Annotated in this window: 30 protein-coding genes; 22 read left to right on the forward strand and 8 right to left on the reverse strand. The window is 33.3% G+C overall.

From position 1 onward, the window contains the following. Nucleotides 1–32 precede the first annotated feature (32 nt). From ATE84_RS20945 to ATE84_RS20955, 3 genes are read left to right on the forward strand one after another with little or no spacing between them, the layout of a single operon-like run. Nucleotides 33–365: a hypothetical protein gene (locus ATE84_RS20945; RefSeq protein ID WP_143273681.1), complete on the forward strand. Its 333-nt coding sequence runs from the start codon at nt 33–35 to the stop codon at nt 363–365. Beyond that, on the forward strand, nt 365–727 hold the full coding sequence (tnpB, locus tag ATE84_RS20950; RefSeq protein ID WP_101449822.1) for an IS66 family insertion sequence element accessory protein TnpB: 363 nt from the start codon (nt 365–367) through the stop codon (nt 725–727). The genes ATE84_RS20945 and tnpB overlap by 1 nt, the downstream gene beginning before the upstream one ends. Beyond that, entirely contained in the window at nt 720–2,270 is a 1,551-nt protein-coding gene (locus ATE84_RS20955; RefSeq protein WP_233195863.1) for an IS66 family transposase, read from the forward strand. The genes tnpB and ATE84_RS20955 overlap by 8 nt, the downstream gene beginning before the upstream one ends. 10 nt (nt 2,271–2,280) lie before the next feature. Here the strand turns inward: ATE84_RS20955 and ATE84_RS20960 are convergent, their stop codons facing one another. Next, entirely contained in the window at nt 2,281–2,649 is a 369-nt protein-coding gene (locus ATE84_RS20960; protein ID WP_101449823.1) for a hypothetical protein, read from the reverse strand. 92 nt (nt 2,650–2,741) lie between these two features. Here ATE84_RS20960 and ATE84_RS20965 point away from each other — a divergent pair, with 92 nt between their 5' ends. The 4 genes from ATE84_RS20965 to ATE84_RS20980 all read left to right on the forward strand — a co-directional run bounded on the left by ATE84_RS20965 (nt 2,742) and on the right by ATE84_RS20980 (nt 8,365). Continuing rightward, nucleotides 2,742–3,869, forward strand: coding sequence for a tyrosine-type recombinase/integrase (locus tag ATE84_RS20965; RefSeq protein ID WP_199176900.1), 1,128 nt, complete (start codon nt 2,742–2,744; stop codon nt 3,867–3,869). A 222-nt stretch (nt 3,870–4,091) separates the two neighbouring features. Continuing rightward, a complete protein-coding gene (locus ATE84_RS20970; RefSeq protein ID WP_101449825.1) occupies nt 4,092–6,299 on the forward strand; it encodes a DNA cytosine methyltransferase in 2,208 nt (735 codons plus the stop codon). Next, complete coding sequence (locus ATE84_RS20975; protein ID WP_101449826.1) at nt 6,296–7,477, forward strand: MvaI/BcnI restriction endonuclease family protein; 1,182 nt, start codon at nt 6,296–6,298, stop codon at nt 7,475–7,477. Before ATE84_RS20970 ends, ATE84_RS20975 begins: the two co-directional genes overlap by 4 nt. A gap of 339 nt (nt 7,478–7,816) precedes the next feature. Continuing rightward, entirely contained in the window at nt 7,817–8,365 is a 549-nt protein-coding gene (locus ATE84_RS20980) for a hypothetical protein (RefSeq protein ID WP_101449827.1), read from the forward strand. A 25-nt stretch (nt 8,366–8,390) separates the two neighbouring features. On the opposite strand, the gene ATE84_RS20985 is transcribed toward ATE84_RS20980, so the two are convergent. Next, nucleotides 8,391–8,612, reverse strand: coding sequence for a helix-turn-helix domain-containing protein (locus tag ATE84_RS20985; RefSeq protein ID WP_101449828.1), 222 nt, complete (start codon nt 8,610–8,612; stop codon nt 8,391–8,393). Nucleotides 8,613–8,671: 59 nt separating this feature from the next. Here ATE84_RS20985 and ATE84_RS20990 point away from each other — a divergent pair, with 59 nt between their 5' ends. Both ATE84_RS20990 and ATE84_RS20995 read left to right on the forward strand, forming a co-directional pair. Further along, nucleotides 8,672–8,866 (forward strand): SymE family type I addiction module toxin, encoded by a 195-nt coding sequence (locus ATE84_RS20990; protein WP_101449829.1) that lies wholly within the window; start codon nt 8,672–8,674, stop codon nt 8,864–8,866. Nucleotides 8,867–9,075: 209 nt separating this feature from the next. After that, a complete protein-coding gene (locus tag ATE84_RS20995) occupies nt 9,076–9,630 on the forward strand; it encodes a hypothetical protein (RefSeq protein ID WP_199176901.1) in 555 nt (184 codons plus the stop codon). A 53-nt stretch (nt 9,631–9,683) separates the two neighbouring features. Here the strand turns inward: ATE84_RS20995 and ATE84_RS21000 are convergent, their stop codons facing one another. Further along, on the reverse strand, nt 9,684–9,965 hold the full coding sequence (locus tag ATE84_RS21000; protein ID WP_101449830.1) for a hypothetical protein: 282 nt from the start codon (nt 9,963–9,965) through the stop codon (nt 9,684–9,686). 411 nt (nt 9,966–10,376) lie between these two features. On the opposite strand from ATE84_RS21000, the gene ATE84_RS21005 reads away from it, so the two are divergent. Further along, nucleotides 10,377–10,772 carry a biotin/lipoyl-containing protein gene (locus tag ATE84_RS21005; RefSeq protein WP_101449831.1) on the forward strand — a complete coding sequence of 132 codons (396 nt, stop codon included), beginning with the start codon at nt 10,377–10,379 and terminating at the stop codon, nt 10,770–10,772. Between the two features lie 25 nt (nt 10,773–10,797). Further along, nucleotides 10,798–11,385 (forward strand): hypothetical protein, encoded by a 588-nt coding sequence (locus tag ATE84_RS21010; protein ID WP_101449832.1) that lies wholly within the window; start codon nt 10,798–10,800, stop codon nt 11,383–11,385. Nucleotides 11,386–11,726: 341 nt separating this feature from the next. Here ATE84_RS21010 and ATE84_RS21015 read toward each other — a convergent pair whose 3' ends face one another. Then, nucleotides 11,727–12,782, reverse strand: coding sequence for an IS110 family transposase (locus ATE84_RS21015; RefSeq protein ID WP_101447544.1), 1,056 nt, complete (start codon nt 12,780–12,782; stop codon nt 11,727–11,729). Between the two features lie 195 nt (nt 12,783–12,977). Between ATE84_RS21015 and ATE84_RS21020 the strand changes: the two genes are divergently transcribed. The 3 genes from ATE84_RS21020 to ATE84_RS21030 all read left to right on the forward strand — a co-directional run bounded on the left by ATE84_RS21020 (nt 12,978) and on the right by ATE84_RS21030 (nt 15,248). Then, nucleotides 12,978–13,427 carry a carboxypeptidase-like regulatory domain-containing protein gene (locus ATE84_RS21020; RefSeq protein WP_101449833.1) on the forward strand — a complete coding sequence of 150 codons (450 nt, stop codon included), beginning with the start codon at nt 12,978–12,980 and terminating at the stop codon, nt 13,425–13,427. 266 nt (nt 13,428–13,693) lie between these two features. Beyond that, a complete protein-coding gene (locus tag ATE84_RS21025; RefSeq protein ID WP_101449834.1) occupies nt 13,694–14,047 on the forward strand; it encodes a YciI family protein in 354 nt (117 codons plus the stop codon). Continuing rightward, a complete protein-coding gene (locus tag ATE84_RS21030; protein WP_101449835.1) occupies nt 14,037–15,248 on the forward strand; it encodes a DUF6596 domain-containing protein in 1,212 nt (403 codons plus the stop codon). Before ATE84_RS21025 ends, ATE84_RS21030 begins: the two co-directional genes overlap by 11 nt. Here ATE84_RS21030 and ATE84_RS21035 read toward each other — a convergent pair. From ATE84_RS21035 to ATE84_RS21050, 4 genes are all read right to left on the reverse strand, one after another. Then, a complete protein-coding gene (locus tag ATE84_RS21035) occupies nt 15,234–15,791 on the reverse strand; it encodes a hypothetical protein (RefSeq protein ID WP_101449836.1) in 558 nt (185 codons plus the stop codon). The two genes, ATE84_RS21030 and ATE84_RS21035, sit on opposite strands and share 15 nt — an antisense overlap. 6 nt (nt 15,792–15,797) lie before the next feature. Next, nucleotides 15,798–16,331: a hypothetical protein gene (locus tag ATE84_RS21040; RefSeq protein WP_101449837.1), complete on the reverse strand. Its 534-nt coding sequence runs from the start codon at nt 16,329–16,331 to the stop codon at nt 15,798–15,800. Between the two features lie 11 nt (nt 16,332–16,342). Then, entirely contained in the window at nt 16,343–16,837 is a 495-nt protein-coding gene (locus ATE84_RS21045; RefSeq protein WP_233195865.1) for a D-Ala-D-Ala carboxypeptidase family metallohydrolase, read from the reverse strand. A gap of 179 nt (nt 16,838–17,016) precedes the next feature. Continuing rightward, nucleotides 17,017–18,081 carry a hypothetical protein gene (locus ATE84_RS21050; protein WP_101449838.1) on the reverse strand — a complete coding sequence of 355 codons (1,065 nt, stop codon included), beginning with the start codon at nt 18,079–18,081 and terminating at the stop codon, nt 17,017–17,019. A 209-nt stretch (nt 18,082–18,290) separates the two neighbouring features. Here ATE84_RS21050 and ATE84_RS21055 point away from each other — a divergent pair, with 209 nt between their 5' ends. The 8 genes from ATE84_RS21055 (at nt 18,291) to ATE84_RS21085 (ending at nt 26,119) form a co-directional block, all read left to right on the forward strand. Beyond that, nucleotides 18,291–19,190 (forward strand): ABC transporter ATP-binding protein, encoded by a 900-nt coding sequence (locus ATE84_RS21055; RefSeq protein WP_101449839.1) that lies wholly within the window; start codon nt 18,291–18,293, stop codon nt 19,188–19,190. Between the two features lie 4 nt (nt 19,191–19,194). Further along, entirely contained in the window at nt 19,195–20,031 is an 837-nt protein-coding gene (locus ATE84_RS21060) for an ABC transporter permease (RefSeq protein ID WP_101449840.1), read from the forward strand. Beyond that, nucleotides 19,964–20,320, forward strand: a complete 357-nt coding sequence (locus tag ATE84_RS26825) for a T9SS type B sorting domain-containing protein (protein WP_143273682.1) — start codon at nt 19,964–19,966, stop codon at nt 20,318–20,320. The genes ATE84_RS21060 and ATE84_RS26825 overlap by 68 nt, the downstream gene beginning before the upstream one ends. Further along, entirely contained in the window at nt 20,253–20,411 is a 159-nt protein-coding gene (locus ATE84_RS21065; protein ID WP_158237313.1) for a T9SS type B sorting domain-containing protein, read from the forward strand. The genes ATE84_RS26825 and ATE84_RS21065 overlap by 68 nt, the downstream gene beginning before the upstream one ends. Before the next feature lie 83 nt (nt 20,412–20,494). After that, nucleotides 20,495–20,881, forward strand: a complete 387-nt coding sequence (locus ATE84_RS21070; RefSeq protein ID WP_101449842.1) for a hypothetical protein — start codon at nt 20,495–20,497, stop codon at nt 20,879–20,881. After that, entirely contained in the window at nt 20,839–22,980 is a 2,142-nt protein-coding gene (locus ATE84_RS21075) for a T9SS type B sorting domain-containing protein (RefSeq protein ID WP_101449843.1), read from the forward strand. The genes ATE84_RS21070 and ATE84_RS21075 overlap by 43 nt, the downstream gene beginning before the upstream one ends. Before the next feature lie 46 nt (nt 22,981–23,026). Then, the gene (uvrB, locus tag ATE84_RS21080) at nt 23,027–25,033 is read left to right on the forward strand and encodes an excinuclease ABC subunit UvrB (RefSeq protein WP_101449844.1); all 2,007 of its coding nucleotides are present in this window, start codon (nt 23,027–23,029) and stop codon (nt 25,031–25,033) included. A gap of 66 nt (nt 25,034–25,099) precedes the next feature. Further along, complete coding sequence (locus ATE84_RS21085) at nt 25,100–26,119, forward strand: adenosine deaminase (protein WP_101449845.1); 1,020 nt, start codon at nt 25,100–25,102, stop codon at nt 26,117–26,119. The last annotated feature ends 19 nt before the right edge of the window (nt 26,120–26,138 follow it).

Raw genomic sequence — 26,138 nt, forward strand, 5'->3', positions numbered from 1 at the left:
TATAGCTTGTGTTTGTGTTTTAGTTTTGCGATATGCAAAAACAAGATACAAAAAGAAAACAACAGATGTATTCCATTATTAGATCTTGGAAAAAGAGTAAATTAGGTTTACGAGAATATGGAGAAAAACAAGGTATTACATATGGAGTCATGAAATATTGGCATAGGAAGTTTAAGGTAGAATTTCCAGAATCTAAGAAAAAAGTTTCAAAGAAAGAGCCTTCATTCATTCCAGTGGAAGTTTCTACTCCAATATCAATTGCTAAAGTAGTTTCTATTAAGGTTCATTATCCGAACGGAGTATTTTTGCAATGCCCTTCTGATATCTGTAAAAAGGAATTGAAAAATCTAATCACCCTTTTGTAATGTTTGGACTTACCACCACCCATCAGTTTCATTTGTATAGTAAATCTACTGATATGCGAAAAGGCTTTAATGGACTTTGTGGTTTGATACAAAACGATCTTTCTACATCTCCCACCAATGGCTCTGTATATATTTTCATCAATAAAACCCGTGATAAAGTAAAATTATTACACTGGAGTGGAAGCAGTTTCATATTGTATTACAAAAGATTAGAATCTGGCACTTTTGAAATTCCATATTATGATGAACAAGTAGACAGTATCTCCATAACGTATTCGCAGTTAGTATTACTAATCGATGGCATTTCTATTACTAATATAAGTAGAAGGAAACGTTATAAATCAGCAGCTAAAAATGTTTGATTTTATTGGAAATAGGATGGCTTTTGAGTATCTTTATAATGTGGAAATCATACCTCATAATCCTTTGTCTGATAAACAATCTCTGCTGCAAGAAGCTTATGATACTCTTGTAAAAGAACATCAAAAATTACAGTTTGATTATCAATATTTGCAACAACAATTATCAGAGCTTAAGCGAATGATTTTTGGTAGTAAAAGTGAGCGTTTTGTTTCATCAGATACTGGACAGTTAGATTTATTTGTAGCACAATCACAAGTTTCTACTATTGGATCTGAACCTATTGAAATTAGCTATAAGAGAGAGCAACAAGTAGCAGAGAAGAGGCAGCCTGTTCGTACTTCACTTCCATCTCATTTACCACGAATAGAAGAAACTATAGAACCAGATGATATCATACCAGGAGCAACAAAGATTGGAGAAGAGATCACCGAGATATTAGAATACAACCCTTCCAGTATTTTTGTTAGAAGGATAATACGCCCTAAGTATATCTTAGCTGAACAAGAAAGAATAGTGATTGCATCACTACCATCACTTCCAATTCCAAAAGGGAATGCAGGAGCTGGATTACTAGCTCATATTATGGTTAGTAAATTTGTACATCACTTACCTTTTTATAGACAACAACAAATATTCAAGAGTCAACATCTAGATATTAGTAGAGGAACACTTTGTAATTGGTTTAATACAACTACTACACTATTAGAACCATTATACAATACCTTACAAAAGGAACTTTTACAAAGTAATTACCTTCAGGTGGATGAATCACCGATAGGAGTTCAGGATACTACTAAAAAAGGAAAACTTCATATGGGATATCATTGGGTACATCACGCTCCAATAGAGCGATTAGTTTTATTCAAGTATGACCCCAGTCGATCCAGAAAAGTGCCTGAAGAGGTATTACAGGAGTATACTGGAACCATTCAGACAGATGGATATTCAGGGTATCTAAATTTGAAAACCAAAGGAAGTATTACGTTATTGGCATGTATGGCACACGCCAGAAGGTATTTCGAAAAAGCACTGGATAATGATGCATCCAGAGCCAGCTATGTATTGGAACAAATTCAACGTCTATATGCTATGGAGCGAAAAACCAGAGAACGAAAAAGCACTTTTGAACTCATAAAACGATATCGAGGGTTATATGCAGTTCCTGTTTTAAATAAACTAGAACACTGGCTTAAAGATCAAGTCTTACAAGTACTTCCTAAAAGTGCTATTGGAAAAGCTATTGGATATACCCTAAAATTATGGGATAAGCTAAAAAGATATACAACCGATGGTCGTTATGAAATTGATAATAACCTAGTGGAAAACACTATTAGACCGTTAGCATTAGGTAGAAAGAATTACTTGTTTTCCGGTTCTCATAAAGCGGCACAGAAAGCAGCTATCTTATATTCTTTCTTTGCGAGTTGCAAAATCAATAATATTGATCCTTACAGGTGGCTTAAAGATGTATTGGAGAAAATACAAGAACATAAAGCGAATCGGTTGAGTGAGCTATTACCTAATTATTGGGTGGCGCCATAAAATTAAATAGTTAACGATCCATATAGTCTTGCCAGGTTACTAAGAGATACTTTTCTTTCTGGTTTTCTTTTAAATCCAGAAAACCATACTCATAGCAGAAAAGATATACCTGTCCTTTTTTGTTTTTCCAGTAATGCGTAAAATAAGTAGGATCAAAACCTTCTGATAATAGTTTTTCTTTGCGTACAGTTGACATCCCAGATTTATTATACGCTTTTAAGAGTTTTCTGTTCGTTTTAAGTTTCTTATCAATTGTGTAATATAGAGCTTCTTCTGATTTGCGGTTTTGATATTGATGAGCAGATTTGCAATGTATAGAACAATATTTCTTATCGGATCTACCGATAATTTTAGAATTGCAGTGTGGACATATATTCATAATCTCAAATTAATTAAATAGTATACGAATCCTATTCGAATGTTATTCGACTAAAATACTACTATGATTTTTAAATACTGCATTTTTGTATCATGAACCTCACCAAACATATCACCTTAAAGCATTTGCTGATTGGTAACCAAAAGATGATTGGGCTACAGTTTCATCCTGATAAGGTGATCCAGGCATTGATAAAAGAACTCCCCAATCCTAAGTGGAGCAGAGAATTTGCGATGGTGTATATAATTCATACCAAAGAAAACTTGAATCATGTTTTTGAGAAATTTAGAGGTGTCGCTTGGATTAACGGAAATTCTTTTTTTAAAGAGAAAGTTATACGAGATAATGAGCCTGTCGACGTTAACTGGTATCGTAATAGAGCTAAAGCAGCTTCATATAGATATGTACCAGAAGCATATCTTCTGAAACTAGAACTCAAAAGATATGCCCTAAACACCTGTAAAATATACATCTCGTTATTTGAGAAGTTCATAAATCAGTATCCCGATAAGGATATTGTGGAATTATCAGAGCAGGAGATAAGAGCATATTTGCAATTACTTATTCGTCAAAAAAAATCTAATAGTTATATTAATCAAACGATCAATAGCATTAAGTTTTATTACGAAGTAGTGATGGGAATGCCCAATCGATTTTATAGTATTGAAAGACCGAGAAAAGAACAAAAGCTTCCACAAGTAGTATCAAAAGAAGAAATTCTCGCTATGATTGCCAATACCAATAATATAAAACATCGTTGTATTATAAGCCTGTTATATTCTGCTGGATTACGAAGAAGTGAACTATTAGAATTAAAAATTCAAGATATAGATAGTAAGCGGATGCTAATTCATATTAAAAACGCAAAAAATAATAAAGACCGATATTCATTGTTATCAGAAACTGTGTTAAAAGAATTAAGAGTATATTATAAAGAGTGGAAACCACAAGAATACCTGTTTGAAGGATTAAAAGGAACTAAATATAGTGGAAGTAGTGTAAAAGAAATAGTAGTTAAGGCAGCGGAAAAATCGAAGATAAACAGGAGAGTAACTCCGCATATGTTAAGGCATAGTTTTGCTACTCATCTTTTAGAAAATGGTACTGACTTAAGGTATATTCAGACGCTGCTAGGACATGGTAGTACAAAAACAACAGAAATTTATACTCAAGTGGCAATAAACAATTTCAAATCAATTAAAAATCCACTAGATTTGTAATAAATACATGGAATGTAATAGCAATTGCTATTACAACATTGTTACCTGCAAGCTGAAAATTCAATCGCACAGTCAAGCACATTTCATTTTTTTCGTGCCTCAAAAAAAAAAAAGAGCTTGCCTTTTCCCAACGCTCACTCAGAACAAAAACCAGAATTAAATAGGAATTTAAAAAAATGTCCGTAAATTTGTCCGTGTACGTAAAAACGTCCGTGAATAATTATGGCAACAATTAATTTTTATTTAGACAAACCTGACAAAAAAGGGTTTGCACCAATTCATCTGCGAATAAACTGTAACGGAAGCCAAGTTAAGGTTTCTACAGGACAGAAAATAGAGCCGAAAAACTTCAATAAATCCAAACAAAAAGCGATTGGATTGGGTGTGGAATCTCACGAAATCAATCATTATTTAGATTTCCTAAGAGAACGAGCGGACGAACTTTTGCACCACTCTAATAAAAAAACCTTTGTACAAGACGAAGTTAAAAGCGTATTGAACGAACACATAGAAAATTACAAAGAAAATAGCAATGTAAATATTGTGAAAGAGCAAGTTGCGCTTTATGGAAAACCATTCACTTTTGTAGATTTATTTGCTGGAGCTGGTGGTTTTAGTGAAGGTTTTTTGCAAGCTGAACATAACAATAAATTCTTCGATTTCGTTGTTGCTAACGATATAAATGAAAATTGTGAATTAACTCACGTTGTCCGTTATAATCACCAATTAGGTTTGGATGCTGAGTTTTTAAAACAGGATATTACTGAACCTGACTTTTTAGACAATTTATTAGAAAAAATAGATGGACGTAAAATTGACGTTGTTTGTGGTGGACCACCTTGTCAAAGTTTCAGCCTTGCAGGAAAGCGAAAAAAATTCGATAAAAAAGACGACCTTTTTTCTCACTATTTAGAAGTCATTAAGGTTTTACAACCTAAATACTTTGTGATGGAAAATGTAAAAGGCATTTTGACCAAAGAAGGTGGTAAAATAAAAGAATTAATTATCAAAGAAATCAACTCTATTGTTGACATAAAAGAAATTCCATTACTAAATACATTCATCAAAAAAATACGAAAAGAATCAAATTCTTTCCTTTTTGATAGTATTGTAAAAAGGGTTGAACTTGAAAAACTACTTGAAAAAGACAAGGAAATTGGAAAAGCTGATTTCATCAGCTTTGTAGAGAATAGATTTAAAAAACTGACACCAAAAATTGCAGACTACAAAACCAGTAAAACGGACGAAAACATCAATACAATTCGTCACGGTTTCAACCTTTTGACTCGAACAAAAGAATGGGATAAATTAAAACGTGACATTATCAAAGAAAAAGATTTTTGCAATATCGATAGTGATGATTTCACAAATGCTTTTACTGATTTTCTAACAGAAATAGGCTCTGAAAATGTTATTTCAAAAATTGAGAATTCTTTTAAAGCCTTAAAAGTTACAACAGGTTATAAAAAAGATTGTGAGGATATCATAACTGCATTAAAAATCTACACAACGTCCTTTGATGAATCTATTGAGATATTAAAATCTCATTGTAATAAATCGCAGAAAAAGGAATTAGAAACTATTCTTGAAAGCATAAGACTTTATAAAATAGAACAACCATTTGTTGCTAACGCTTCAAATTATGGTGTTCCTCAAAATAGAGAAAGAGTCCTTTTTATTGGTTGTCGCAAAGACCAAAAATATATTTCGGAAATCCCTGCAACGGTTTCAGAAGAAGAAAAAGTAACCATTTTTGAAGCTTTATACGATTTAGATTTTATTGGTAATAACCAAGAAGCACATCGATATGAAGAAATTGATATTTCTGCTCAATACAACGGAACTGCAAAGAAAATGGCTAAACTTCTCAAAAAAAGAAAAATTGACGGAAAGCCTATTTCTAAAGGTGGAAAATCATTTGCAGAATGGTCAAAAAAAGGTAGATTAATTGAACGATTTAAGCCTCAAACAAAACCATTTTACGTCAAGAATACTGAAGGTTTGGAGAATGGAGAAAAATATTTTGACATCCTAAATAATCATAAAACAAGTAATCAAAACGAAACCGTAATTGAAAGACTTGGAGTGATTTTAAAAAATGGTAACTATAGAAAATCACAAGCAGAACTTGAGAAATTAAATCTTTCAACAAACAAGAGAAATTACAATGTTTTAAAACCAGACGAGCAAAGCTCTACAATAATGACTATTGCAGATGATTACATTCATTACAATTCGCCAAGGTCTTTAACAGTTAGAGAAATGGCACGTTTACAGTCCTTTGACGACTCTTTTGTATTTCAAGGAAAACGCTCAACAGGTGGGAATAATAGAAAAACAGAAGTGCCACAATATACTTTAGTTGGAAATGCTGTTCCGCCTTTATTAGCTAGAGCAGTCGCAAGTGAAATTTTAAAATATATCAAGTGAGAAAGCTTACAGACGCAGAACAAGAAAAGATAAAATTACTGACTAAAAACCAAGTTTCTCTTACTTTAATTGAACCAACTGAAAACGGACTAAAGAAATCCATAATGGATGCAACAGGTTCGGTTAGAAGTTTTTTGAAAAGCGAAAACATTCACGATTACGAATTACAAAGACAAGGTACAGAAAATAAAGTAATGATTCCCACAGTTATTCATACTGGTTTTAAGACAATAAAATCACAAGCATCTTTATATCGTCCTTCAACTAAAAAAGGAGACCCTCGAATTTGGTTTTACAGCTTAACTAAAATTGCAGACCCAAACGACATTATTGCAATTACATATTTTGATAATCAATTTCAAGTTTTCAACTTGACAAAATTAGACATCAGAGAATTGATTAATTCTTCAATTCTAAATCCATTTCAAGAATTAATTAATGCAATTAACACGACTGAAAACGAAGTTGCATTTGAACTTTTGGAAATGCTAAGAAAAATAGCAAATGCTGGCCCAATTCCTTCAATGGTTGATGCTGACACCTCTGTAGGCAGAACACTTGAGACAGCACTCGGAATTGACATTAATTCGTCTAAACAACCCGATTATAAAGGAATTGAACTTAAATCATTCAGAAATAGTAGAACAAACCGTAAAAATCTATTTGCACAAGTTCCAGATTGGAAATTAAGTAAGTTTAAAAGTTCAGCAGAAATTCTCGACAATTTTGGTTATGAACGAGAAGAGGATTTTAAATTGTATTGCACAGTTTCTGCAATTACTAGAAACTCGCAAGGTTTGAATCTAAGAATTGATAGCGATATTAAACAACTGATTGAAAACTCTGACAAACCAGAAGTTGGAGATTTTGTAGTTTGGACATTGGACAAACTTCATAATCGACTAAAAACAAAACATAAAGAAACGTTTTGGGTAGAAGCCGAAAGTACTAGAATAAATGACAGAGAGCATTTTCAATATAAAATGGTAGAGCACACAAAAAAGCCAATTACTTCTCAATTTGACCTACTAATTGAACAAGGAATAATTACGCTTGACCATTTAATTAAGCGAAACTCAAAAGGAAAAGTGGTCGAAAAAGGCCCGTTGTTTAAAATCAAACCGAAAGGAATTGAGTTGTTGTTTCCGCCAAGTGAAAGTTACAATTTAATGGCATAGCGGAATTGCCAACGCTGAAAGCCATACACATTTCCAGTCGCGCCATCCAAGCTACACCAAAACTGTAAAAGAGTATGTCTTTGCCAACGCTAGCAAGTTTGCGGAGAAAAAAGCCAGCCAGGTAACAAGGTATAAAAAACATAGGGCATTTGTGCTAAACCGAAAGGTCTGTGATCATTAACAAAGTCCGCTAAATATAAAATTTGGCGTTTATAGATGAAAAGATAAAAGCAAAATATTTATATTTAGCTAAGTAATAAACCGAAACGTAAGTGCTTTTTAACAGCCCTACGATTTCTTATACTTAACGTTGGGCGTAATTAAAACCACACTCTTTAAATGACAGACTACCAAGAATTTTTACTGATATTTTTTAATGAAGCTAAGGCGAAATTTTTTCAAAAAGAAAAACGAAATATCCTTTCTGGCGTTAGTGAAAGAAATTTATGTGGTAGACTATCTATTTACTTAGAAACATTATTAGAAAAATACGAACTTGAAAATTATTATTCTGACCCTGAATATAATCGAAAACAAAATGAAAGAGTAAAGACTATTCTAGACGAAAATATGGAAGTTGTAACTATCAATTGTGATTTGATTGTACATAGTCGCGGAGAGAGAATGGACAGCGATAATCTTATCGCTATTGAAATGAAAAAATCAAATAGACCTGAAGCGGAAAAAATAAGTGACAAATTAAGATTACGTGCTTTAACAAAAGCAAGTTATGACGGAATTTGGTCTTATGATGGAAAAGCTCACCCCGAACACGTTTGCGGTTATCAATTAGGAATTTATATCGAAATAAATAACGATGATATGAATTACCTGATTGAGGGATTTATTTCAGGAGAAAAAGTATTTGATACAATTGAATTTTTCTAAAAAACTAACTTGAAAAGTTAATCTATTAACTTTGGAGAAGCTCCGAAATAGAAATTTCCAGACCATCAGCAATTTTCATTAGAGTAAGTAAGCGAGGATTTGTTCTACCCTTTTCAATCATATACAATTGAGTTCGACCAATCTCACAATCAAAAGCAAAGGATTTTTGATCAATCTCTTTTTCTTCTCTTAATCGCTTGATTTTAGCACCTAACTTTTGAAAATATTTTTCTTCTTTCGTGTTCACTATACCGAATTTCGATAAATTATTTATATATTGTGTTCGGAATAACGAACAGCCCTTTAATGAGCCGATTTAGAAAGCTAAAAATATATCAAAAACACCAACCTCGAGAATGGAAATATATTACTGTTCCTGAAATTCGACTTGAGGGAAAATGGTTGAGAGAACTCGGGTTTGAAATCGGAAAAGAAATTGAAATTAAGCAACAAAAGAATAAACTGACTATTACTCTGACTGACAAAAAGAACGAAAAATAACTACGCCCAACAAGGTATAAAAAACATAGCGCGTTTAGTGGCAACCGAAAGGTCTGTGTCTATTTGCAGAGTCGCCAAATATAAAATTTGGCGTTTACAAGAAAATTAAAAGTAAAACATTATATTTGGCTTAGTACCAACTCGAAACGAAGTGATTTTTAACTGCCCTACGTTTCTTATACTAGACGTTATCGGTAATTACGAACTAGATGGAATATATAACTCTAACATTATCAATTGTAGCCCTTACAATTTCAGGACTGACCTTCTGGTTGACAAAAATTAGAAAAGGAACTCTAAAAATGACAAGACCGTCAATTATCTGTTTTTTAGGTCAAAATGGTAAAGATGAACCTAAGGTCTTCATACGTACATTACTTTACGGAACATCCGACCAAGGGCAGTATGTTCAAAATATGTTTATACGTTTAAAAAGGTCTGAAACAATTCAAAATTTTAATGTTTGGGCATATAATGATGATGAACTTGTTAGAGGAAGCGGTCTTTTCGTAAATAAGGGAGGAGTTTCGTCATATCATCATTTCCTTTTGCCAAAAAACGAAAGTTGGGACTTTTCGGCTGGTCTTTATGAACTGGAAGTTTTTGCAGAAACAGTCAACAAGCGACCTAAAAAGATTTTTGAGCAAAAACTAACTTTGAATAATGAACAATCTCTTGACTTAAAAAAAGGGAAAGCCGTTTATTTTGATTGGGTACCAAACCAACAAGATTATCTTTCACATGTTGATTCTCATAGAACCTAAATAGTTGGACAAAATAAAAGGAGGATTGTCAATGTACAGCCCTCCCTGAAATTTTAAGACTTTGTTATCTGCTCCATCCCTTCCCACAAGATTTTTAAATTATAAAGTGCTGACTTTTCATCTTTATCAAAACACAAATCAGTGTGATACAAGGCAAAATCGTGAATCATTTTTAACGATTTGACAAATTCGCTAATTCCATGAAATTTAATGTAATCAAGAAATTCTGCTTCTGAAGAATTTAAAGATGTTGAGACTTTTGGTTCAACTGAATCGTTGACCGTTTTCAAAAGGTTGTCATTTAGACAAACATTTTGACCATTTGTGTTTCGCATAATGTAATGGATTAAATGAATAAAAAGAGGATAGGTCACTGCGAAACACATCAAAGCAACGCCTTGAACGGTCTGTGGGACTTACACCCATATGCCTATCCAAAGTTTTCTGTTTAAGCCGAATTTTGATTATTGACGTCATGATAATTATAATGTGTTTCGCACTACAAATATACGACTTAAAATGAAAAAGGAATAAAAAAAGCCGATAACAGGGTATAAAGCAAATAGGGCATTTAGTGGTTGACGAAAGTTTCGTACTTTTAAGCAATCACGCCAAAACAAAGTTTTGACGTTTAACAAAATATAAAAGTAAAAACGTTTGTTTTGGCTTAGTGCAAACTCGAAAGGTCATTTCCTTTCCCTGCCCTACTTGCCTTATACAAGTCGTTGTAGCTAATTTGACCAAAAATGATAAAAGCATTAATACGTCGACTATTTTTCATGCCTGACAAAAAAAGAAATGAAATTATAAAAGACTTGAATAGCAGTCCGAACTTCAGAACAAAAGAAGAAACTCTAAAGTACGGAACTGACTCTGACCTAAATTCTGACATTACGTTGGAAAAAGGAAAAGTTGAATCAATTTTTGTTCCTGATTTAGGAAATCAAAAAGGTTTGGTTCTGACAAAGTGGTATTTTAAATCTGGAGATATTGTCAAAAAAGGAGATATTGTTTGCGATATAGAAAATGAAAATATAACAATGGAATTCGAAAGCTTTTTCAGTGGAAAAATATTACTGACTAGTAGACTGAAAGATCAATTAATAAAAGGAACGGAAATATTTAAAATAGAAGGAATATAAAAACGTAATAGCTAATTTGAAAAAAATGTTAGATGAATTAAAAAATAGTGTTAATAATCAAATTCCTGAATCCATATTGAATGATTATATGATGTTAAAAGGATTACAGGCAAAAAAATCCACAAAATATATTGCAACAACTGAATTAGCAATGCACTCAAAAATTGTACAAAGTGACTTATCTATTACATCTATAAATTATAAAAAGGCAACCACTGAAATGGAAAAAAAGTTCTACTCAAGAATTTCATCCACGATTGTTTTTGAATACTTATCTGACGTAAATTATTTGCTCGGAAATAAATTGACAAAAGAATTAATAAAAAATAATTTTACTGAATTAGCAGAAAACGCAAAACAATTAAACAAAGAATTCAGCTTATTTAAAAAAGAAAACCTTTCAACTTTCAAGTTTATTAGAAACGAATTAGGAGCGCATAAATCAAAAAAAACAGAATTTTTAATTACAAGTCTATTTGAAGTTGACGATGAGAAAATTATGGACTTGACAGCTGATTTGATTATTATCAATAATAAGTTGTTTAAACTAATCACAAATATTTATAAAGCCATTTCAGAATTTCATAAAATAAATGGAATTATAAAAAACTAGCTACAACAAAGTGTCCTATGTAAAGCCCTTTCCCAAGTCTTAGGTTAAAAATACAATATTTTATTATTTTAATTATCTCATTCTAATGATTTTAGATTGTTGGATTGTTGGCAACGCCATTAAAGCGTTGTCAATACTTCAACAATAGCCCATTATAACTCCGCATCCTATATGTGGTATGATACAAAATCATCCACCAGCATCACTATGATTATGATTGGCAAACAAGGCAACTTGCTATAAAATGTGATAACGGTTTAAAGCTTCACCCACGTTGTTTAGTTGTCCTTTTTTGTGCCAAAAGTATTGTCGAGTTTTTAGGCTTATATTTTTTATTTTTTTCAACTTACCACTCCTATCTGATAGGGGGTTTCTGTTCTGATAATAGCATGAATACGGCTCAGTAATTTTCTGGCCACCTTTACTAAAATCCTTTTCACATCTTTTCCCTTATGAGATCGGTAATATGCTTGCATCACAGGATCAAACCGTAAAGCAACCCAAGTAGCCTCTACCAGGTAACTTCTCATAATTCTGTTTGCTCTGGGAGTAAGGCCAGAAGTAGTCAAACTATCACCACTCTGGTGAACAGATGGAATCAAACCAACATAACTAGCCAACTGCTTAAAATTCTTAAACCTTCGTAAATCGCCTAACTCACAAATGATCCCACATGCTACAATAGGACCTACTCCTGGAACACTCCTTAGTAAATAATAATCCTTCTTGTAATGTTTACGACAATAAGCGCGTAGTTTAACACTCACGTCTCGTTGTTGCTTGTCTACAAAATCAAAAGATGCTAATCGGGTCTGCAAACAATAATCCATCGTGGTATAATCAAAGGATAAATTCTTTAGCCAATTTCTAAATTTATGAGACCAATGGGGTTGATCTAACTCTTTGGGAATCTCAACTCCTAAATACAATAGTTGCATCTTGATTTGGGTTTTGATCTTACGCAGTTCTTTAACTAGATCATTACGCCTACGAAATAGACATCGTAAGTACTCCCGCTCAATATCTGGAACATGAATCCCTCGTAAACGACCATCTTTTAACTCCCTACATAATAATCGAGCATCGATCTTATCGCTCTTCTGAAATTGTGCCTTGGCTGGCCGGTGAACATCAGCCGGGTTAACCACCATAGAACACCAACCAAAAGATTCAAATAAGCGATGATGACTAAAACCACAACAACCAGATTCATAACAACAATATACCTGATATCCTGTAAAATGTTTGTCTACATATTTCTGTAATGCATAAGCATTGGGAGGAATCGTCAAATCTGAGCCATCAAAAAGGTCGGTAGCTGTATGAATTTTCCAACTTCTCTTGTGTACGTCAATACCAATAAATAACTTTGAGTCTGTAGTATCCTTTGTTTTCATAATAAATTAGTAGTTTGATTCATTATATAAACTTAGGATACTGCTTTTACATGGTTGCTATATTTTATTGCTATTCAATGCTAAACCAAAGATAAGTAATTTTAAATTAAGCAATTTCTAAACCGAATATTTGTACATTTATATACGCAACAAACCATACACCAAACGTTGGCAACAATATGAAAACCGAAAACTTTGAGATTTAAAACAGCATTTTTCATATCATACTTTTTTTGCATTTTTTCTGTATTTGGACAACGGACTTTAAAAGGAAAAACTATCGACCAATTTTTAGAAAATGCCATAGGAATCACAATATTCGACAAGGACACAATCAAAATCGGACAATCTGACCTTGATGGGTATTTCGAAATTAAATTACCCAAAGAAACGGATAAATTAATTTTTGCTGGAGTTGGCTATGAATGGGCAACGATTACAGTTCCAAAGGAATGTGAAAATCTTGAGATAATTTTGTTTTTGGCTTCAACCTACGATTTTATGTCACCTAGAAAAGTTGACAGACTTCGGAAAAAGGAATTTGAAAAATTACCCGAATTGCGCTCTCAAGCCTTCCAAAAAGGAATTTTTGAAACCGAAAAACCTTGTCTCATTCGAAAGTTTGAATCATATAAACCAAAATAACTGAATAAAAATACTGTTGCCAACATTGTATAAAAATAATGCTTAAGTTTAATCCTAAATCCAAAGGCTAGTGCTTTTTTAGTCACTCCGATTTTCCTTCGGAAAATCCTCGGACACAAAACCGCACTATTCTTATACGTAACCGTTATGTGCAAGCTGAAAATCGTGCTAAAGTTCAACTTTCTGACTAATTTTAAAATTTTAGCAAAAAATTGTCCAAAAATGATTGAGTAAAGTGTCTTTAGAATGAACTAAAACTTTTAAAAATGAAAAAATACTTATTATTACTTCACGAAGACATTGAGCAAATGCAAAAACTTTCCCCAAAAGAAATGGAGGAATTAGGAAAATCCCATATGGCTTGGGCTGAAAAATTAGGCGAATCGGGACATCTAATTTCTGGCGAGGGACTTGAAGAAAACAGCGTTCAGATTTCTGGAAAAGACAGTATCGTAAAAGACGGAACTTTCTTGGAATCCAAAGAAATGATTGGAGGTTATTATTTACTACAAGCCAAAGACCTAAAAACTGTTATTGAATTAGCAAAAAGCTGTCCTTGCCATTTATTTGGTGGAACTACCGAAATAAGACCGATTATGGAAATGGAATATGAAGAATGAAACATCTTCGGTTGTTGAATCGAGTTACAGGACTTTTTATGGTAAATTATTTTCAGCCCTTTTCAGCCAATTCGGTGCAAAGTATGTAAGCGAAATCGAAGATGCTATTCAAAATTCATTTTACAAGTCTTTAAAAAGCTGGAAACCAAATCAAGTACCTGACAACAAAGAAAACTGGCTTTTTATTGTTGCACGAAATGATGTTTTGAACCAAATAAAAAAAGGAAGTCGATTACATTCCGAAACTCATTTTAAAGCTATCGAAGAAACGGAAAATCCAAACGAGGATTTAAGACTGAAAACCATTTTGTTTTTATCAAAGTCAAAAAACCTTTCTTCCAAAGTAAAAGTGGTTTTTATTCTAAAAAACATTTTTGGTCTGCACATTAAAGAAATAAGCGAATGCACTTTATTGTCCCAAGATGCCATTTATAAAAGTATAAACAGAGCAAAAAAAGACTTTCAACAAGCCACAAAAGACGTAAGTTTCGATTTGACTTTCGAGCAAGTAACTAAAAATGAAATTGTAATTATAGAAGAAATTTTATATGCAGTTTTCAATATTGGTTTTGACTCATTCAGCGAGAAAAACAAATCAATTATCAATGAAGATTTGTGCTTAGAGGCATTGGCACTTGCGAAAATCTTATCAGATAAATTCGAGCAAATAACAACAAAAAACCTTCTTGCACTATTTTGTTTTCATTTGGCAAGAATTCCATCTAAAGTAAAGGACAACAAAATCATTTCATTCTTTGAACAAGACAAAACGAATTGGAACAATGACTTTATCAAATTAGGTTTTCATTATTTAGAAAGACCTGATAAATTGAACAAATATTATGTCGAAGCCCTGATTGCAAATAGGCATATGACTGACACAAAGAACGATATTCAGCATTGGAACGATATAATTATACTCTACCAATTATTGCTTTCACTTTCAAATTCGCCAATTATGAAATTAAACCTTTGTTATTGTTTGAGCAAAGCACAAAGAATTGAGGAGGCAAAAGAATTATTGGAGGATGTAGAAAATGAATTACCGAACGAACACATCTATCTTTCATTAGTGAAAGCCAATATTTTCACCAATAAGAAAACTTTGGAATCTGAAAAAATCATAGAAAAAGTTCTAAAAAACATTAACCAAAAAATCAGACGAGAATACATATTGGAAAATATGTCAACGGACTTCTGAACAAAAATTCAAAATTATGAGAACATTATTTATAATCTTAATATTAACATTTACATTAATACCCCATAACCCTTTTTCCAAGTTACGGTTGACAATCACTCCTGGACTAATTTCTAAACCTAAATCAATTAATGATGTTGTTCTTAAATCTACCCAAACTGGATTAATTACTACAATAGTCTCATTTCCAGTATCGCCAGAATTTAGATTTCCATTTCGTACTATCAAATTAAATCTTCCTTCTGTATCTCCTGCAAATATTACAGCTTCCAATAGGGTCGGATTAATAAACCTTACCTGACTGATTACTACAACAAGATTTCCTGCGCTTTTAAACTCAGAACTATCTATTTCTGATCCAGTATCTACAGTTACATTAGGACTAAAGTGAAATCCTTTGATCTGCACCCTCCGTATTCCCTTTACGGGCATTCTAGCACCACATACTTCAGAAACAAATGGCGCTAAGCCATTTGTACCTCCATTGGTATTCTCATTGTTTTGTGTTCCTCTTACGAAGCGTTGCGTTCTGATTGTTCTCATACTATCCTATCCAAATTGTGCCGTTTTGTAAAATTGTATTCTTAAAACAGGTGTTCCATTCTCTTGTACACCGATTACCCTAAACTTTTTAAGATTTTCAGACCCGACCAATTCGAATATATCTTGGTTTGCTAATCCAAAACCTGAATTGATACTTGGGGATGATCCATTTTCCTTAAACCTTAATACGGCTGACGAATTCGTAATGGGTAATTCCACTACAGGTATAGGTAGTGTACGCTTCCTTTTTTTTGATGTAGCAACAATTGATACTGTTTCATCTGAATCTGGATCGGTAATAATAGTAACTGCCCCTTGTTCTACCATCATAGTTGCTGATACAGCTTCTTCAGGTACTTCTAGTGAAACTATCCTGCCAAATGGAAGAGGAATATCCTGATATCCATTATTATCTTGATCTATAGGCACAAGTCCAACTTCTTTAGCATTAATCAATACTAATTCTTCAAGATAATTAAGAATTGTTGCAGTATTTTTTCTTTGTGGATATGTCTGTTTCTGTATTCTATCTCTCAACATAGTTTTGTCTTTTATACAAAAGGGTTTATTGGCGGTTTTGTACCTGAAGGATACCCCCAAGCCACATATTGCTTTTTTGAACTATCATTATCCAGATGAACAAAGGTTCTACCCACTCCAATACGTTTGAACCCAACTAATTTTGCAGCCACTACTATCTTATTTCGAATAGCCTTAGTAGGTGCTTTAATATCCGCAGCTTGGCATTTCGGTATTTTATGGGATGAATTAGAAACCCCACCTACTTTAGAATTCCAAAATGATGATCTCGCACCTGAGTTAATCATATCGAAAATGGGTAGTTTGGTGACTTTTGCTAACTTTTGAAGCATTCTAATGAATTCCTTATCCATACATCTGCCAGATCCTTGAATATCGGGGCTGTCAAATTTGGTGAGATCAACTTTAGGTTTTGATTTTAGTCTGGACAAAGTAATAGCTCCTATAATTACTATAGAAGCAGCACCTAAACCTAACCATATATGTGTTCTATCCTTTTCCACCACAATTACATTGTTTCTTCTCTTTCTCCCTTTTATTACGGTCACATTCAAATAGTAGTAGGGGTTTTATTAATTGTCTTTGCAATTCTTTTAGGAATTGGAATTTTGTAAGGCTTAATCAGAGATTAGATGTTTGTTCTTCTGTTTCCCGATATCAGGTTCGTGACTCCTAACATAGCTTATCACTCTAATAATCGTTTCATATTCACATTCTCATAATTACGTCGTACAAAATCCATTGCGGTTTTAAGAACTTCTCCCATTGATTTGCTACGACGAAATTTTAAATCCAAAGTAAAATTATAGAGGTGTTCTCTAAGTTCTTTCAAATTTTCTTCGGTAGAGATACGATCCGCACACATACATTCGACCAAATTTTCATAACGGGATCTCGATGTCAATATTCGTTTAGCCAGAATAGAACGTTCTTCTTTTTTATATTGTTCGATAGAACTTGGCTGTAATTTGTTCATCACAATATCAACCATATCAAAATTCTCTTTAAAGAACTGAGGTTGATATACTTTTAGTTTCCCTTCATAACACTGCTGATCAAAATCAATAGCTCTTATCTTGTATTCTACATGATCAAAATCATGAATCGGTATAATTACATAATTATAAGATCGCATATCTCCTAACAATCGCATTTGACAACGCTCATTAAATTTCACAAACTCTTTTGCTATCTGCGATTTGGCCTGATCACTTAAATCAGGTAAAAAGTCCTTAATAAATACATCACCAGGAATTCCTGCAATATGCTCCTCTATCAACGTATTTTTATATACCAAAAAATTAATTCTATTTGGCGAAAACATATGTTCTAACTCTAGCCCGTAAATACGCGAGGCATCTGCCTTTTTCACATAGATATACGTGTAGTTATCGTTTAAGATATTTCTTACTCTTATTCTAAAGGGCTTTGAGTTCCCAAAAGTACAATAGTCTATCGCATCAATATTAAGAAACTCAATTGCATCTTCATTACCATCAGAATGCAGAATTGTATATACTTTTTTAAGGCTGGATTCTATTTCTGGTCGCTCATGCTCTTCATAATACACTCTTACCCATAATGTATCTTCATCCTTACTATCATAAACAACTATAGAGCCCGAAAACCGAAGTAAATCATCATAAAATACCGGAATCTTAATCTTACGATTACATTCTTTCAAATATGCATCCAGTTTATCATTGATAGGATATGTAGGTTTTTTCTTCGACATTAATTTTTCTTCCATAGCAACACTTTTTGTAAAAAAGCAATTTACAAATTTCAGATGTACAAATCACTCTTTAAAAAAATTGCTGAATACCGTTTAGTAAACAATAATCTCCAATAAAAAATATATGCTTACATTCAACAAATAATCAACAAACAATCAACTTTCTTGTAACAAAATCCTATACTTGTCGTCTTGTTTTATATAACCACCAAAAACAATTACCATTGGAAAATATTCTCACCTTAAACAATCTCACCAAAAAGTTTGGCCCACTAACAGCCGTCAAAGACCTCTCTTTTACTATAAAGAAGGGAAATGTATATGGTATCCTTGGCCCAAACGGGAGTGGTAAATCCACTACTTTGGGCATCGTGCTTAATGTTGTTAATAGTACTTCTGGTGAATTTACCTGGTTTGATGGCAATACATCAACGCATGATGCGCTAAAAAAAGTCGGAGCAATTATAGAACGTCCAAACTTTTACCCATATATGACTGCAGCCCAAAATCTTAAATTGGTATGCCAAATTAAAGGAGTTGACAGTAGTAAAATTGATGACAAACTCGAAGTTGTAGGATTATTAGATCGAAAAGACAGTAAGTTTAGAACGTTCTCTCTGGGAATGAAACAGCGATTAGCTATTGCTTCTGCCTTGCTTAATGATCCTGAAATATTAATCCTTGATGAACCTACTAATGGGTTAGACCCACAAGGGATACATCAAATCCGTGAAATCATCAAAAAAATTGCCTCTCGAGGAACTACTATTCTTTTGGCATCTCACCTACTTGATGAAGTAGAAAAAGTTTGTAGCCATGTGGTGATTATAAGAAAAGGCGTAAAACTGTATTCTGGTCGTGTAGATGAAATGAATGCTAGTTATGGGTTTTTCGAACTTAAAAGTGAGCAAAAATCCGCATTAACAGAGTGGTTATCTAAGCATAATGATTTTAAAAATTTCAAAGAAGAAGATGGTAAGATAATTGCGTTTTTAGCACATGAGTTAGATCCAGAAAGTCTTAACAGGCAACTATTTAAAGAAGGAATAGTTCTCACACACCTTGTGAAACGAAAAGAAAGTCTCGAAGAACAATTCTTACAATTAACCAACAATTTAAACTAAAGCCATGTTACGACTACTTAATATAGAATTTCAAAAACTAAAATATAATAAAGCAGCAAAAGTAATTACGATAACCTACTTTATACTGATAACCTTTATCGCATTAATCGCATCTATAGAATTTAATTTTGCTGGTGTGAAATTTAGAATTGCTGATCAGGGAATCTTCAATTTTCCGTATATATGGCATTTTAACACTTATATCGCAGCATGGTCCAAATTATTTTTGGCTATTGTTATTGTTTCTATGATGGCCAATGAATATAGTCATCGGACTTTAAAACAAAACCTAATCGATGGTCTAAGCAAAAAAGAGTTTATAAGTTCCAAATTCCTAACTGTTGGTGTTTTTGCCTTGATCTCTACTCTATTTTTATTTGTAGTATCTATGATTTTGGGATTAAGCTTTTCTGACTATAATGAACTTTCTATTATATTCTCTGATCTGGAATATGTTCTGGCTTATTTCATAAAACTAATTGGCTTTTTTGCTTTTTGTATGTTCCTGGGAATTTTTGTAAAACGTTCTGCCTTTGCCCTTGGGTTTTTATTCATCTGGTGGGTTGTAGAAAATATTATATTCGCATTACTAAAGTTTAAACTATTTAGAGGAACCGAAATTGCAGATAATATCGTACAATTTTTCCCTTTAGAATCTATGGGAAACTTAATAACTGAACCTTTTACGCGTTTAAATTTTATTCAATCGGCTGCAAATCAATTAGGAGAAACTTTTCAAAGAGATTATACTGTACATTGGTATGAAATCTTAATTGTACTGGTCTGGACAGTCATTTTTATATACCTATCGTATTACTTACTTAAAAAGAGAGATTTATAATATATTTGAACTTCTCAGAGTTCAAATATGCCATACGCTTATTCTTAAATTTCATAATATATATGTCAGAGACAAAAACGGATGTCTTCCTATAACAACTCAGGATATTTCGGTTGTTGGGTTTCCAGAATATTTTACTCCAAATGGAGATGGATTTCATGAAACCTGGAATGTAGAGGGAATATCAACACAGATTATGGGTAATTCTCTAATCTATATATTTGATTCGATACGGAAAACTCATCAAACAGCTCAGAGCGGGAAGTCCAGGTTGGGACGGAATCTATAATGGTAAGCTAATGCCTTCTAGCCAATATTGGTTTCGTGTAGAATTAGAGGATGGTAGAATTCTTACCGGAAGTTTTGCTCTTATCCGTTGACTATCTTCACTATAGAATTAGTAGAGAATATTAAGTTAGCTCTCTATTTATTAGTATATTGACCGATAATACAAATACCCTAAATGAAACAAAAATTACTTTCAATTTTACTTCTCACCTCTGTATTTTTTATCGGTTATTCACAAAACGAACCTACTGATTGTGTTAATTCTATTATTGTTTGTGGAAATACTAATCTAGAATTAAACTCTAACGGTACAGGCATCAATGATTTTGCATTACCCGGAAACAATGCTCCTACCTGTTCTTTTACAGAAAGTCAGAGTTTATGGTTACGAGTTAATATTGTTCAATCAGGAACCCTAGCATTCACTATAACACCAGAATCCGCAAGCACTTCCGAAGATTACGATTTTGCTGTGTACGGACCTAATGTTACATGCTCTACTTTAGGTAGTTCGATTCGTTGCTCTTCTACCAATCCCCCGCAGCTGGAGTCTCTACCGTAACAGGGCTCAATAGCACTGAAACAGATTTAAGCGAAGGTCCTGGAAATCTCGGAAACGGTTTTGTACGAGCCATAGATGCTTTAGCAGGAGAAGAGTATTTTATTCTAATTGATAATTTTTCTCAAAATGGAGGTTTTGACCTTACATTTACCGGTACAGCAGTACTTCCTGATAATCCTGTTAATAACGCCACTAGTACAACTACAAATCTTGATCTTACAGAGTGTGATGCTATAGGGAATTTTAATGACGGAAGAACGAATTTTGATTTAGACAGTAATACAGCTACCATATTAGGGACACAGACCAATACAATAATCTCATATCATAGTACTGAAGAAGATGCTAGTATTAATAACTCACCCTTAACCAGTCCTTATCTAAGTACTCAAAATAACGAAATCATACACATACGTATAGAAAATACAATTACTGGGTGCTTTATCACTGATACTTTTAAACTAATAACTATTCCCGGGCCTCAAATAGCAACTCCTAGCCCATTCACTGTATGTGATGATGCCAATGATGGAAATGACACAAATGGATTTGTTTCTTTTTTACTTAGAGATAAAGACAATGAAATCCTTAACGGATTAGATCCTGCTAATATCATCATTACTTATCATTTATCTCAGGCTGGTGCAAATGCAGGTACCGGTATCATCAACAAAAACACTCCTTTTACTAATACTACAAATCCACAGAAAATTTTTGTTAGGGCGCAATATGTCCCTACTCAACCTTGTACAAATACTCTTAGTTTTGTAAACTTTGATTTACAAGTAGATCCTTTACCTATTGCAAATGCAATCTCATTAATACAATGTGACGAATATTTGGATACTACAGACGGCATTACACTCTTTAACCTTAATGAAGCCAATAATCAAATTACAGGAGGTGCAACAGACAGAACCGTATTATTTTTCGAAGATATTGCTTCTGCCAATGCAGGAACATCATCTATTACAAATACTAATGCCTACAAAAACACAACAATAAACCAACAATTATTTATTCGGGTTACAGATGACACCAATAGGTGTTATAGAATTACAACATTAGATTTGAGAGTAAGTGCTACATCTGCAAATAATGCAATTTTAAGATTATGTGATGATGACGGTACCGAGGATGGGTTTCGGGAATTTGATCTTACACTAGCCAATCCACAAATACTTGGTGGTATAGCTACTCCTAACTTAACAATTGTTTATTATCAAACTATAGCAGAGGCTTTAAGTGAATCTAACCCCATAACAACAATAACTAATACCAATTCATTAACTCAAGGGCAAGATATCGTATTTGCCAGAGTAGAAAATCTCAATCAATGCTTTGGCATCAATCAAGTACAATTATTTCTTGATCCATTACCAAATATTGAATCAGACACTAATTATTTCCTATGTCAAAATGAACCCAATATTGAAATCCATGCTGGTTTACCCCTAAATAGTGCTCCTATTGATTTCTCTATTCTTTGGTCAACTAACGAAACAACTGAAACAATTTTGGCTAATCAACCTGGTGATTATATCGTAGAAATTACAAACCAACTAACAGGATGTTCTAAATCAAGAACGGTAACTGTAATTACTTCAAGTGTAGCAACCATACAATCAATCGATATTAATGACGCTAGAGATAATAATACTGTCACTATTAATGCAGAAGGTTTAGGTAGTTATGAATATGCAATAGAGATACATGGAGTTTTAAGTGTATATCAGGATGATCCAACCTTTACCAATGTACCTCCTGGATTTCACAGAGTGTATGTAAGAGATAAAAATGGATGTGTCCCTATAACAACTCAGGATATTTCAGTTGTCGGGTTTCCAGGATATTTCACTCCAAATGGTGATGGCTTTCACGACACCTGGAATGTAGAAGGGATATCAACACAGATCATGAGTAATTCTCTAATCTATATATTTGATCGATACGGAAAACTCATCAAACAACTAAGAGCGGGAAGCCCCGGTTGGAACGGAACCTATAATGGACAACTAATGCCCTCTAGCGAATATTGGTTTCGTGTAGAATTAGAAGATGGTAGAATTCTTAACGGAAGTTTCGCTCTTATTCGTTAATTCTATAAGTAGATTTGGTATCTTTATTGTGAAAAAGAAAAGATACATGAAGTTCGAATTGGAATCTGAATTCAAACCCACTGGGGATCAACCGGAAGCAATACGACAATTGGTTGAAGGTATTGAATCTAACGAAAAATATCAAACGCTTTTAGGCGTAACAGGGTCAGGAAAAACTTTTACTGCTGCCAATGTAATCCAACAAGTACAGCGGCCAACTCTAATATTGGCACATAACAAAACATTGGCCGCACAGCTTTTTTCTGAGTTTAAACAATTTTTTCCTAAGAATGCCATAGAGTATTTTGTTTCTTACTATGATTACTATCAACCAGAAGCTTATATTCCTACTTCAGGAACCTATATCGAAAAAGATCTATCAATCAATGATGAAATTGAAAAACTACGTCTAAGTGCTACCTCTTCGCTCTTATCAGGAAGAAGAGATGTTTTGGTAGTTGCATCAGTATCTTGCTTGTACGGTATCGGTAACCCCGTAGAATTTAAGAAAAATGTAATTTCAATACAATCAGGACAATTTGTTTCCAGGACAGCTTTACTACATCGCTTGGTACAAAGTTTATATTCGAGAACTGAAGCTGAGTTTAAACATGGAAATTTCAGAATAAAAGGAGATACCGTTGATATTTTTCCAAGCTATGCCGATGATGCATTTAGAGTGCATTTTTTTGGCGATGAAATTGAAGAGATCGAATCTTTTGATGTACAAACCAATACCATTGTTGAGAAATATGATCAATTGAATATTTATCCCGCCAATATGTTTGTAACTTCTCCTGAAGTATTACATAATGCAATTGATCAAATTGCACTTGATTTGGGAAAACAGGTAGCATACTTTAGAGAAATCGGAAAACCACTGGAAGCCAAACGATTAGAAGAGCGCACCAACTTTGATCTGGAAATGATCAAAGAACTTGGTTATTGTTCTGGTATCGAAAACTATTCTCGCTACCTCGATGGTAGAAACCCAGGCACAAGACCATTTTGTCTACTCGATTATTTCCCTGATGACTATCTAATGATTATTGACGAAAGTCATGTAACCATACCTCAGACACACGCTATGTATGGTGGTGATCGTTCTAGAAAAGAGAATCTGGTAGAATACGGTTTCAGGCTTCCTGCAGCAATGGATAACAGGCCTTTAAAGTTTGAAGAACTCGAAGCGATTCAAAATCAGGTTATGTATATCAGTGCTACACCAGCAGATTACGAACTACAAAAAAGTGAAGGAACCTATGTAGAACAAATCATTAGACCAACAGGATTATTAGATCCTGTAATAGAAGTTCGCCCCAGTCTAAATCAAATTGATGACCTCATTGAAGAGATGCAAAAACGAATTGATTTAGATGAACGTATCCTCGTTACTACACTAACCAAAAGAATGGCAGAGGAATTAACAAAATATCTAACCAGAATTAATATACGTTGTAGATACATCCATAGTGATGTAGACACATTAGAACGGGTAGAAATCATGCAAGATTTACGGAAAGGTATTTTTGATGTATTGATAGGAGTAAATTTACTGCGAGAAGGATTAGATCTTCCTGAAGTATCATTAGTCGCCATTCTAGATGCCGATAAGGAAGGCTTTTTAAGAAACAAACGATCCTTGGTACAAACTGTTGGTAGAGCAGCAAGACATATAAACGGAAAAGCAATCATGTATGCCGATAAAATTACAGATAGCATGCAAAAAACTATTGATGACACAGAATACAGACGACAAAAACAGATAGCTTACAACACCAAACATGGTATTACACCAACTGCAATTAAAAAATCTTTGGATAATGCCTTAGCTGGCAAAAAAGTAGAACCTTATACCTTTGAAAATGCCCCTACTCTACAAGCTGCCGAAGAAGAAACAGCCTACTACACCAAAGAACAACTAGAGACACGAATCCGAAATGTTCGTAAAGAAATGGAAAAAGCCGCTAAAGAATTAGATTTTATGACTGCAGCACGATTACGAGATGAGATCAAAATGTTGCAAAATAAGATACAGGACCAAAAAGTGTAATTTTTTGCGATATAACCATAGTGTCGATCTTTAGATTATGATACTAATAAAAAACATAAGGCCATTATGAGTACTATTTCAATTGAAAAGTTTATTGAAGGTATACCAAAAGTAGAACTTCACTTACATATCGAAGGGACATTCGAACCTGAGTTAATGTTTAAAATTGCAAAAAGAAATAATAAAAAAATCAAATACTCCACAGTCGATGAATTAAAAAGTGCATATAATTTTAATAATCTTCAAGAGTTTCTTGATATCTATTATGCTGGTGCCGATGTATTGATCGAAGAACAGGATTTTTATGACCTTACCTGGGCGTATCTTACCAAAGTTCACACACAAAACCTTGTACACACAGAGATTTTTTTTGATCCTCAAACTCATACGGATAGAGGTATTTCATTTGATACCGTTATTAAAGGAATTTATCGAGCATTAGAAGATGGTAAAGAAAAACTGGGGATTACTTATAAACTGATTCTATCATTTTTAAGACATCTAGATGAGACCTCAGCATTCGAAACATTACAACAAGCATTACCATACAAAAAATGGATTAGTGGAGTTGGTTTAGATTCTTCTGAAGTAGGAAATCCACCTTCAAAATTCGAACGCGTTTTTGCCAAAGCAAAAGAAGAAGGTTTTATTACAGTAGCGCATGCAGGAGAAGAAGGACCTGCAGAATATATCTGGGAAGCTATTAATTTATTAAAAATAACCCGTATTGATCATGGTAACCGGTGTTTAGAAGATGATCGATTAGTAAAACTACTAGCAGATTTACAAATACCACTAACATTATGTCCGCTATCAAACCTTGAATTGAAAGTGATTAACGATTTAAAAAATTATCCTTTACTAGAAATGATGGATAAAGGTTTATTAATAACAATTAATTCTGACGATCCAGCGTATTTTGGGGGGTATATGAACGAAAATTATCTAGGTATTGCACAAGCACTTAATCTTTCTAAAAGACAAATTACAGAATTAGTTATAAACAGCTTCAAAGCAAGTTGGTTATCTGACAAAGAAAAAGAAGAGAAGATTATACAGGTTGAACACTATTTTCAGAATAATTAGATTTCCATACCTGTATAGA

This window comes from Aquimarina sp. MAR_2010_214 (assembly GCF_002846555.1).
Lineage (GTDB): Bacteria > Bacteroidota > Bacteroidia > Flavobacteriales > Flavobacteriaceae > Aquimarina.

Excerpts from the sequence above, each read along its gene's own strand:
- ATE84_RS20990 (WP_101449829.1), top strand. The coding sequence starts at position 8,672 with ATGAGCCGATTTAGAAAGCTAAAAATATATCAAAAACACCAACCTCGA.
- ATE84_RS20955 (WP_233195863.1), top strand. The coding sequence starts at position 720 with ATGTTTGATTTTATTGGAAATAGGATGGCTTTTGAGTATCTTTATAAT.
- ATE84_RS21005 (WP_101449831.1), top strand. The coding sequence starts at position 10,377 with ATGATAAAAGCATTAATACGTCGACTATTTTTCATGCCTGACAAAAAA.
- ATE84_RS21000 (WP_101449830.1), bottom strand. The coding sequence starts at position 9,965 with ATGCGAAACACAAATGGTCAAAATGTTTGTCTAAATGACAACCTTTTG.
- tnpB (WP_101449822.1), top strand. The coding sequence starts at position 365 with ATGTTTGGACTTACCACCACCCATCAGTTTCATTTGTATAGTAAATCT.
- ATE84_RS20965 (WP_199176900.1), top strand. The coding sequence starts at position 2,742 with ATGAACCTCACCAAACATATCACCTTAAAGCATTTGCTGATTGGTAAC.
- ATE84_RS21015 (WP_101447544.1), bottom strand. The coding sequence starts at position 12,782 with ATGAAAACAAAGGATACTACAGACTCAAAGTTATTTATTGGTATTGAC.
- ATE84_RS21040 (WP_101449837.1), bottom strand. The coding sequence starts at position 16,331 with ATGTTGAGAGATAGAATACAGAAACAGACATATCCACAAAGAAAAAAT.
- ATE84_RS21010 (WP_101449832.1), top strand. The coding sequence starts at position 10,798 with ATGTTAGATGAATTAAAAAATAGTGTTAATAATCAAATTCCTGAATCC.
- uvrB (WP_101449844.1), top strand. The coding sequence starts at position 23,027 with ATGAAGTTCGAATTGGAATCTGAATTCAAACCCACTGGGGATCAACCG.
- ATE84_RS21050 (WP_101449838.1), bottom strand. The coding sequence starts at position 18,081 with ATGGAAGAAAAATTAATGTCGAAGAAAAAACCTACATATCCTATCAAT.
- ATE84_RS20960 (WP_101449823.1), bottom strand. The coding sequence starts at position 2,649 with ATGAATATATGTCCACACTGCAATTCTAAAATTATCGGTAGATCCGAT.
- ATE84_RS21035 (WP_101449836.1), bottom strand. The coding sequence starts at position 15,791 with ATGAGAACAATCAGAACGCAACGCTTCGTAAGAGGAACACAAAACAAT.
- ATE84_RS21025 (WP_101449834.1), top strand. The coding sequence starts at position 13,694 with ATGAAAAAATACTTATTATTACTTCACGAAGACATTGAGCAAATGCAA.
- ATE84_RS21030 (WP_101449835.1), top strand. The coding sequence starts at position 14,037 with ATGAAGAATGAAACATCTTCGGTTGTTGAATCGAGTTACAGGACTTTT.
- ATE84_RS21070 (WP_101449842.1), top strand. The coding sequence starts at position 20,495 with ATGAAACAAAAATTACTTTCAATTTTACTTCTCACCTCTGTATTTTTT.
- ATE84_RS20995 (WP_199176901.1), top strand. The coding sequence starts at position 9,076 with ATGGAATATATAACTCTAACATTATCAATTGTAGCCCTTACAATTTCA.
- ATE84_RS21085 (WP_101449845.1), top strand. The coding sequence starts at position 25,100 with ATGAGTACTATTTCAATTGAAAAGTTTATTGAAGGTATACCAAAAGTA.
- ATE84_RS20980 (WP_101449827.1), top strand. The coding sequence starts at position 7,817 with ATGACAGACTACCAAGAATTTTTACTGATATTTTTTAATGAAGCTAAG.
- ATE84_RS20945 (WP_143273681.1), top strand. The coding sequence starts at position 33 with ATGCAAAAACAAGATACAAAAAGAAAACAACAGATGTATTCCATTATT.
- ATE84_RS21060 (WP_101449840.1), top strand. The coding sequence starts at position 19,195 with ATGTTACGACTACTTAATATAGAATTTCAAAAACTAAAATATAATAAA.
- ATE84_RS20970 (WP_101449825.1), top strand. The coding sequence starts at position 4,092 with ATGGCAACAATTAATTTTTATTTAGACAAACCTGACAAAAAAGGGTTT.